This window comes from Actinomadura kijaniata NBRC 14229, assembly GCF_001552175.1.
Lineage (GTDB): Bacteria > Actinomycetota > Actinomycetes > Streptosporangiales > Streptosporangiaceae > Spirillospora > Spirillospora kijaniata.
In genome coordinates, this window is record NZ_BCQR01000078.1 from 45,840 (window position 1) to 53,082 (window position 7,243).

At 73.7% G+C, this 7,243-nt stretch carries 7 protein-coding genes; 5 read left to right on the plus strand and 2 right to left on the minus strand.

All coding sequences use genetic code 11. The features are described from left to right. Positions 1-4 precede the first annotated feature (4 nt). Entirely contained in the window at positions 5-778 is a 774-nt protein-coding gene (locus tag AKI01S_RS24240; RefSeq protein WP_067822379.1) for an alpha/beta fold hydrolase, read from the plus strand. Here the strand turns inward: AKI01S_RS24240 and AKI01S_RS24245 are convergent. Next, positions 775-1,704: a LysR family transcriptional regulator gene (locus tag AKI01S_RS24245; protein ID WP_067822382.1), complete on the minus strand. Its 930-nt coding sequence runs from the start codon at positions 1,702-1,704 to the stop codon at positions 775-777. The genes AKI01S_RS24240 and AKI01S_RS24245 overlap by 4 nt on opposite strands. Before the next feature lie 97 nt (positions 1,705-1,801). Here AKI01S_RS24245 and AKI01S_RS24250 point away from each other — a divergent pair, with 97 nt between their 5' ends. Beyond that, positions 1,802-2,734, plus strand: a complete 933-nt coding sequence (locus tag AKI01S_RS24250) for a quinone oxidoreductase family protein (RefSeq protein WP_067822385.1) — start codon at positions 1,802-1,804, stop codon at positions 2,732-2,734. Between the two features lie 33 nt (positions 2,735-2,767). On the opposite strand, the gene AKI01S_RS24255 is transcribed toward AKI01S_RS24250, so the two are convergent. Beyond that, positions 2,768-3,085 (minus strand): hypothetical protein, encoded by a 318-nt coding sequence (locus AKI01S_RS24255; protein WP_067822388.1) that lies wholly within the window; start codon positions 3,083-3,085, stop codon positions 2,768-2,770. Between the two features lie 228 nt (positions 3,086-3,313). Between AKI01S_RS24255 and AKI01S_RS24260 the strand changes: the two genes are divergently transcribed. From AKI01S_RS24260 to AKI01S_RS24270, 3 genes are all read left to right on the plus strand, one after another. Further along, positions 3,314-5,311, plus strand: a complete 1,998-nt coding sequence (locus tag AKI01S_RS24260) for a hypothetical protein (RefSeq protein WP_067822392.1) — start codon at positions 3,314-3,316, stop codon at positions 5,309-5,311. A gap of 221 nt (positions 5,312-5,532) precedes the next feature. Then, positions 5,533-6,471: an alpha/beta hydrolase gene (locus AKI01S_RS24265; protein ID WP_067822394.1), complete on the plus strand. Its 939-nt coding sequence runs from the start codon at positions 5,533-5,535 to the stop codon at positions 6,469-6,471. Between the two features lie 54 nt (positions 6,472-6,525). Then, a complete protein-coding gene (locus AKI01S_RS24270) occupies positions 6,526-7,068 on the plus strand; it encodes a DinB family protein (RefSeq protein ID WP_067822397.1) in 543 nt (180 codons plus the stop codon). Positions 7,069-7,243 lie beyond the last annotated feature (175 nt).

Below are 7,243 nucleotides of genomic sequence, written 5' to 3' on the forward strand. Positions count from 1 at the left end.
CGGCATGACCGAAACCCTCCCCGTCCAGTACTTCGACGGCCGCGACGGCGCGCGCCTCGCCTACCGCGAGACGGGAGAGGGCAGGCCCCTCGTCCTCATCCACGGCTACTTCTCCACCGCCACGGTCAACTGGATCCGCTACGGCCACGCCCCCAAGATCGCCGCCGCCGGATTCCGCGTGATCATGCCGGACCTGCGCGGCCACGGCGACAGCGCCGCGCCCCACGACCCGGCCGCCTACCCGCCCGACGCCCTCGCCGACGACGGCTTCGCCCTGCTGGACCACCTGGGCCTGACGGACGGCGGCTACGACCTGGGCGGCTACTCCCTCGGCGCCCGCACCACCGTCCGCATGCTGGCCCGCGGCGCCCGCCCCGGCCGCGCGATCCTGTCGGGCATGGGCCTGAAGGGCATCGTCCGCACCGAGGGGCGCGGCGGCTACTTCCACCGCGTCCTGACCAACCTCGGCACCTTCGAACGCGGCACCCCCGAATGGCGCGCGGAGGCGTTCCTCAAGACCGTCGGCGGCGACCCGCAGGCCCTGCTGAACGTCCTCAACACGTTCGTCGACACCCCGCGCGAGACCCTCGACCACATCCTCACCCCGACCCTCGTGGTCTGCGGCAGGGACGACCACGACAACGGATCGGCCCAGGAGCTCGCCGACGCCCTCCCCGAGGCCCGCTACGCCGAGATCCCCGGCAACCACATGAGCGCCGTGACCCGCGCCGAACTCGCCGACGCGATCGTCGACTACCTGGCGGCCACGCCCGCCTAGCGCGCGTCCCGCGGGCCGTGGCCGGACGGGCCCCGGCGGCCGTCAACGGCGGCGAGGGCGCGCGGCACGGTGGCCCTGAGCGCGGCGACCAGGTCGCGGACCAGTACCGAGGCCGCCATCTCCCTGGTGACCGCGTAGCCGACGCGGCGCAGGGGAGCGTCCCCGGTGAGGTCCATCGCCGACACCCGCGCGGGCGCGCCGGCCACCGTGAGGCGCGGCACGATCGCGACCCCCAGCCCGTGGTCGACCATCGAGACCACCACGCCGTCGTCCCGCACCGTCATGCTCCCGGCGGGGATCCAGTCCTGTCCGGCCAGCCACCGCCTGGTGTCGGCCGAGCAGTTCTCATGCCAGTTGATCAGCGGCAGGGACCGGGGGTCGGGGTGCCCCGCCGGATAGGCCATCACGTACGGCTCGTCGAACAGCTCCCCGTACACGAGCCCCTCGACCTGCGCGGGCAGGCCCAGCACCCCGATCTCGGCGTGGCCGTCGAGCACTTCGCCCGCGATGCCCCGGCCGAGGTCGGCGACGATGCGGACGTCCACCGTGACCTTGGGATGGCGGTGGCCGAACCGCACCAGCGCGGCGGGCAGCAGATGGAAGGCCGCGCTCCGGAAGGCGGCCACCCGCAGGGTGCCGGTGGCCTGCCCCCCGTCCGCGTGGCGGGCCTCGGCCCGCATGACGTCCATCATCGCCAGGACGCGGCGCGCGTGCCCGACCACCGTCTCGCCCGCGGCCGTCGGCCGCGCCCCGTGCCGCCCGCGCCGGAACAGCACCGCGCCGATCTTGCGTTCGGCGCTCCGGAGCGCGTGCGAGACGGCGGGCTGGGTCAGGTCCAGTCGCACGGCGGCCCCGCTCAGGCTGCCCTCCCCGGCCACCGCGACCAGCACGCGCAGCTCGGCGGCGGTCAGATCATCCCTCTGCACGCCACCGAATTTATATAGACATCCTTCATGGAACGTCCCCGAGCCGGTGACGGGACCGCCTGGCTGGGGCGCCACCGGGCTCCTAGCGTCAGGTTCCATGCACGTTGTTCACGTACCCCGCCACGGCGGCCCCGAAGTCCTGACCATGACCGAACTGCCCGACCCGGTTCCGGAGCCGGGCCAGACCCTGGTGGAGGTGGAGGCGGCGGGGATCAACTTCGCCGACCTGGCGCAGATCCGCGGCACCTACAGCCCCCGGCCGCTGCCGTTCGTGCCGGGCATGGAGGTGGTGGGGCGGACCGCCGACGGCCGCCGGGTGATGGGCCTGACCCGGAACGCCTACGCCACCATGGCCGTCCTCGACCGGCCGACCGAGATCCCCGAGGAACTGCCCGCGGGCCGGGCGCTCGCCCTCCTGGTCCAGGGGCTCACCGCCTGGCACCTGCTGCGCACCGCGGCCCGCGTCGTCCCCGGCGAGAGCGTCGTGGTCAACGCGGCGGCGGGCGGCGTCGGCCATCTGGCCGTCCAGCTCGCCCGGCACTTCGGGGCCGCACGCGTGATCGGCACCGCCTCGACCCCGGACAAGCGCGCCCTGGTGCTGGAACTCGGCGCGGACGCGGCGGTGGACGGGGCCGCGGACGGCTACGTCGAACGGGTCGTCGAGGCGAACCACGGGCGGAAGGCCGACATCGTGCTGGACGCCGTCGGCGGAGAGGTGCTGGACGCGGGCCTGGACGCGCTCGCCCCGTTCGGACGCCTGGTCACCTACGGCACGTCGGGCGGCGGCGCCGACACCCCGGTGTCCCGGGAACGGCTCAGCCTGACCAACACCGCCGTGATCGGCTACTGGCTCGGCGGCTCCCTGCACCTGCCGGGCATGCTGGACCCCCTCGCGGACCTCCTCGACCTGACCATGGCGGGTCGGCTGCGCCCCCAGGTGGGCGGCACGTACCCGCTCTCGCAGGCACGGCGGGCACTGGAGGACCTGGCGGCCCGCCGCACGCGGGGCAAGCTCGTCCTGCGCCCCTGAGACCCGTCCCGGGGAGCGCGGGCGAGGCCCGGGTCAGGGGGGCCAGCCGGCGAGCAGCACGCTGCTCAGGACACCGGCCGTGCTCCCCTCCAGGACGGTGCGCAGGCTCTGGCCGAGGGCCCGGACGCGCTGGTGGTCGGGCGGCCGTTCACCGGCGGGGCGGAGGATCCCCTCGACGAGGGACTCGATCTCGGCCCGGCGCTCCTCCGGCAGGTCGAGGTCGGGAAGGGCCCGCCGGACCTCGCGGGCGAACTCCACGAGCCGCGCGGCGTCCGACGCGGCGTCCGGTGGCGCGGCGGGCGGACCGGTCGAAATGACATTGCCGTTACCGATCACCAACTGGCCCGGCATGTCCCCGTTTATGTCAATGCTGGTAAAAGAAGGTGTTTGTTCCGCCACCAATGATCCCTCCATCAGGCTTGGCGAACTCCATGCGCGCGCATTAGGGGAACTTTACGATAGCCGCTAGTCGCCAGGGCTTCCGGTGTTCGCTGGCATTGACGGATCGGGGATTCGCTAATGGGGAAAAACAGGCGGAAAGTGCAACGGATCGACGTGCAAATAGGGACGAACTCCGGGATGCTCATCATCGGTGACCGCAACGTCGCCAACGAGACCGGGGACACGACGATCCGGAAACGGTCCGGCGGCCCGCCCCGCGTACGTCCGCGCGTCAGGCCCAAGGAACGGGCCGACCCCTCCCGCGCGGACATGCCCCTGGACCTCAAGGCGGACCTGGCGGAACTGGCACGGTGGGCCGAGGCCGGACGGCCCGTCCAGCTCGTGGGGCGCCGGGGTTCGGGACGGACGACGCTGCTCACCCATCTCACCGCCCGCTGCGTGGAGCGCGGCACCGACGTGGTGTTCCTCGACGCCGCCGGAGCGGACGCCGACGACGTCGTCCAGGACCTGTTCCGGGCCTGCTACGGCATGGGGCGCTACCGCCCGAGGCCGCCCGAGCTCCGGCGGCTGATGGCCTCGATCCAGGCGCTGGTCGTCATCGACGACTTCACCGGCACACCCGCCGACCTGGACCGGCTGCTCCGGCTCGTCCCCTCCGGCACGCTGGTCGTCTCCTCCTCCCGGCGGCTGCCCTGGAAGGCGGGCCAGACCGTCGAGATCGGCGGCCTGGCGCCGCGCCCGGCGATGGAACTGGTGGAACGGTGCCTGCGGCGCCCCCTCACCGATGAGGAACGGGCCGCCGCCGAGCGCTTCCACGCACTGGTGGACGGGCACCCGCTCGCCCTGACCCAGGCGGCCGCGGCCCTCGGGAACCGGGCCGGGGCCCTGTCCGACCAGCGGAGCCTGGTCGACGCCCTCGCGACCGGGCTCACCGAGAACGACCACGCCGTCCTGCGCGTCCTCCACGCGCTGGACGGCCTCGACGTCCCGTGGCCGATGGTCGAGAAGCTCATCGGGAGCCCGCTGGGCCGGGACACGGTCGACCGGCTGACCGCCGCGCGGCTGCTGGCCGAGGAGGGAACGCGCCTGCGGGCGCTCGCGCCCGGCGCCACCCTGGTCGTCGACTCCGCCGGCCGGTCCCCCGACACCGCGCGGCGGGCCGCGACCCTGGCCGGATGGGTGAGGACGGCGACCGACCGGGAGATCGGGGACGCGGCCGCGATCATCGTGCGCGTCCTGGAGCTCACCGCCGCGGAGGACGAGCACGGCGCCGCCCTCGCCCTGGCCCGCGCGGCGGCCCCGGCCCTGTGCCGCACGTTGAAGTGGGGCTCGTGGCGGCGCGTGCTGGCCGTCGGCGCCGAGTCCGCCCGGGCGACGGGCTCGACCGGGGACGCGGCCTACTTCGAACGCGAGGAGAGGACCCGGCGCAGGGCGCTGGCCCGCGGGTTCTGGATCGGGACCGCCGCCGGAAGCGGGTTCCTGCTCGGCCGGCGCCTCGCCGCGCACCAGGGCCCGGCGGGCGGCGTCAAGGGCTGCCTGGTGGCCCCCGGCGCGCTGACCGCGTTCACGGCCGCCGCCGTGGCGATCCTCTTCGGGGCCGTCGGCTACGCGACCTCCCCCGAACCGGGGAGGAATCCGGCGAACAGCGGAGGGGCGGCGCCCACGCTCGCCATCCCCACGTTCCCCGCGCCCACGCCCTCTCCCCGAGCCACCGCGCCCTCGACCACCGGCCCGTCACCCCGGGCCCTCCCCAGGACACCGCCTCCGTCCCGCCCCGCCGCGAGCCCGCCCGCCAGGAAGCCCCCGCCGACCACGCGGACGCCGAGAACCCCGCCGACCACGGCGGCCAGAGTGCGACCCCCGGAGATGACCAGCGCCGAAGGCTTCTGGAGCAAGGACGGGTACATGCTCGAATTCCCCGCGAACGCCGACAAGGCGACATGGTCGAACATCGTCCTGTCCTACGAGGAGGAGGGCGAGTGGAAATGGCGCTATGACTGCAACGCCGCCGACCCCGTCCCGCTGACCGAACGCGACCCGGTCCCGATGACCTGCTGGCTGGACGGCGGCGAGAAACCGAGCCCGGGAACCGTCACCCGCACCGCGGAGAACAGCGTCCGGCTGATCGTCGAGGGGGACCCCGAGGTCTCCGGCTTCTACCACCGCTCCCGCTGACCCGAACGCCCCAGCGCGCGAATCCCGGCACCTCCGGCCCTGGCTGGTCCGGTCGGGCGGACCCGCAAGCGGAACGGCTCCGAGCGGACGGAACGGGAGCCGCTGACCGACCGGACCGAGCGCGACCGCGCGGCGTTCGAACGGTTCCTCACACCGGAGTCCGCCGGACGCGGCCCGTTCGGCGCGAACCACTCCGCCCGCCGCTCGGTAGATTGCGCGGCATGGCCGTCCACCCCCTGATCCGAGCCTTCCTGACGCTGAACACCGAACCGAACGGCCCCGACCCCCGGCCCGTCGCCGAACGCCGCGCCGCCGACGCCCGCGGCCTCACCATGCGCACGGTCATGCGCCGCACCCGCCGCCCCCTCAAGGTCACCGAACACCGGATCCCCGTCACCGACGGCGAGATCACCGTCCGCGTCTCCACCCCGCTCGGCCCCGGCCCCCACCCCGCGCACGTGTACTTCCACGGCGGTGCGTTCTGGCTCGGCAGCATGGACGAGTACGACCCGCTGTGCCGCTGGTACGCCGCCGAGGCCGGATGCGCCGTCGTCAACGTCGACTACCGCCTGGCCCCCGAACACCCGTACCCCACACCGCCCGAGGACTGCTACGCCGCGTTCCGGTGGACGGTGACCGAGGCCACCGACCTCGGCATCGACCCCGCCCGGGTCTCCGTCGGCGGCACCTCGGCCGGAGGCTCCCTCGCCGCCGCCGTCACCCTGATGGCCCGCGACCGGGGCGGCCCCGCGCCCACGTTCCAGCTCCTGGAGATCCCCACGCTGGACGCGACGCTCAGCAGCCCGTCCATCGCCGAGTTCGCCACGGGCCACCTGCTGACCCGCGACTTCATGAGGGAGGCGGCGGACTTCTACGTCCCCGACGAGTCCCGCCGCCGCGAGCCCTACGCGTCCCCTCTCCTGGCAGAGGACCTCACCAGCCTGCCCCCGGCCCGCATCGCCGTCGCCGAATGCGACCCGCTGCGCGACGAGGGGGAGTCCTACGGCGCCCGCCTCCGCCAGGCGGGCGTTCCGGTGGAGGTCCGACGCTACGCGGGACACGTCCACGGCTCGCTCTACGTCACCAGGGCACTGCCGTCGGCCCGCCGCTTCCTCGCCGACAACGTCGCAGCCCTCCGCGAAGCACACACAACCGACTGAACGCCAGCGGGCGGGCATGCGACCCTGAAACCCGGCCACCTTCCCGGAGGCGCCATGAACCGGACAGCGGACGCCCTGCTCAAGGCCCACGACCTCGTCTGGGCACGCCTCCTCGCCCGCCTGGAGGGCATGACCGACCCCGAGTACCTCTGGGAACCGGCCCCGATCACCTGGACACTGCGCCACGACGGGACGACCGGCCGCTGGCTGATCGACGGCGAGGGCGGAGGCGGCCCGGCACCGGACCCCGTCCCCATCCCGACGATCGCCTGGCGGATCGGGCACATCGGCCTGACGTTCCTGGACTTCGGCAACCGCCTGTTCGCCGACCACCTGATCACCCTGGACGACGCGACGTTCGCGGGCACGGCCACCGAAGCCGCCGACTTCCTGACCACCCACTACCGGTACTGGCGGGAAGGACTGACGACGCTGGACGACAGCCGCTGGTGGAAGCCCATCGGGCCGAAGTTCAACGCCTTCGCCGAGAACACGACCACCGACCTGGTCCTGCACGTCCTGGACGAGTTCACCCACCACGGCGCGGAGATCGGAGTACTGCGCGACCTGTACCCGCACTGGGGGAACCCGGCCTGACCACCCCGCCGCCACGACCGCACCCGGACCCGTTCCACCGCCGTGACCAGGGGAGACGTCAGACCCCAAAAATTCTTCGGCCGGTTGGTTTGACGCCTCCTGCGGGAGGGCATACATTCTCTCCCTGTCCCCAACGGGATGCAGGACGTCCACGAGGCGGCCGGCCCGGGGGAAC

Excerpts from the sequence above, each read along its gene's own strand:
- AKI01S_RS24260 (WP_067822392.1), top strand. The coding sequence starts at position 3,314 with ATGCTCATCATCGGTGACCGCAACGTCGCCAACGAGACCGGGGACACG.
- AKI01S_RS24255 (WP_067822388.1), bottom strand. The coding sequence starts at position 3,085 with ATGCCGGGCCAGTTGGTGATCGGTAACGGCAATGTCATTTCGACCGGT.
- AKI01S_RS24240 (WP_067822379.1), top strand. The coding sequence starts at position 5 with ATGACCGAAACCCTCCCCGTCCAGTACTTCGACGGCCGCGACGGCGCG.
- AKI01S_RS24270 (WP_067822397.1), top strand. The coding sequence starts at position 6,526 with ATGAACCGGACAGCGGACGCCCTGCTCAAGGCCCACGACCTCGTCTGG.
- AKI01S_RS24265 (WP_067822394.1), top strand. The coding sequence starts at position 5,533 with ATGGCCGTCCACCCCCTGATCCGAGCCTTCCTGACGCTGAACACCGAA.
- AKI01S_RS24250 (WP_067822385.1), top strand. The coding sequence starts at position 1,802 with ATGCACGTTGTTCACGTACCCCGCCACGGCGGCCCCGAAGTCCTGACC.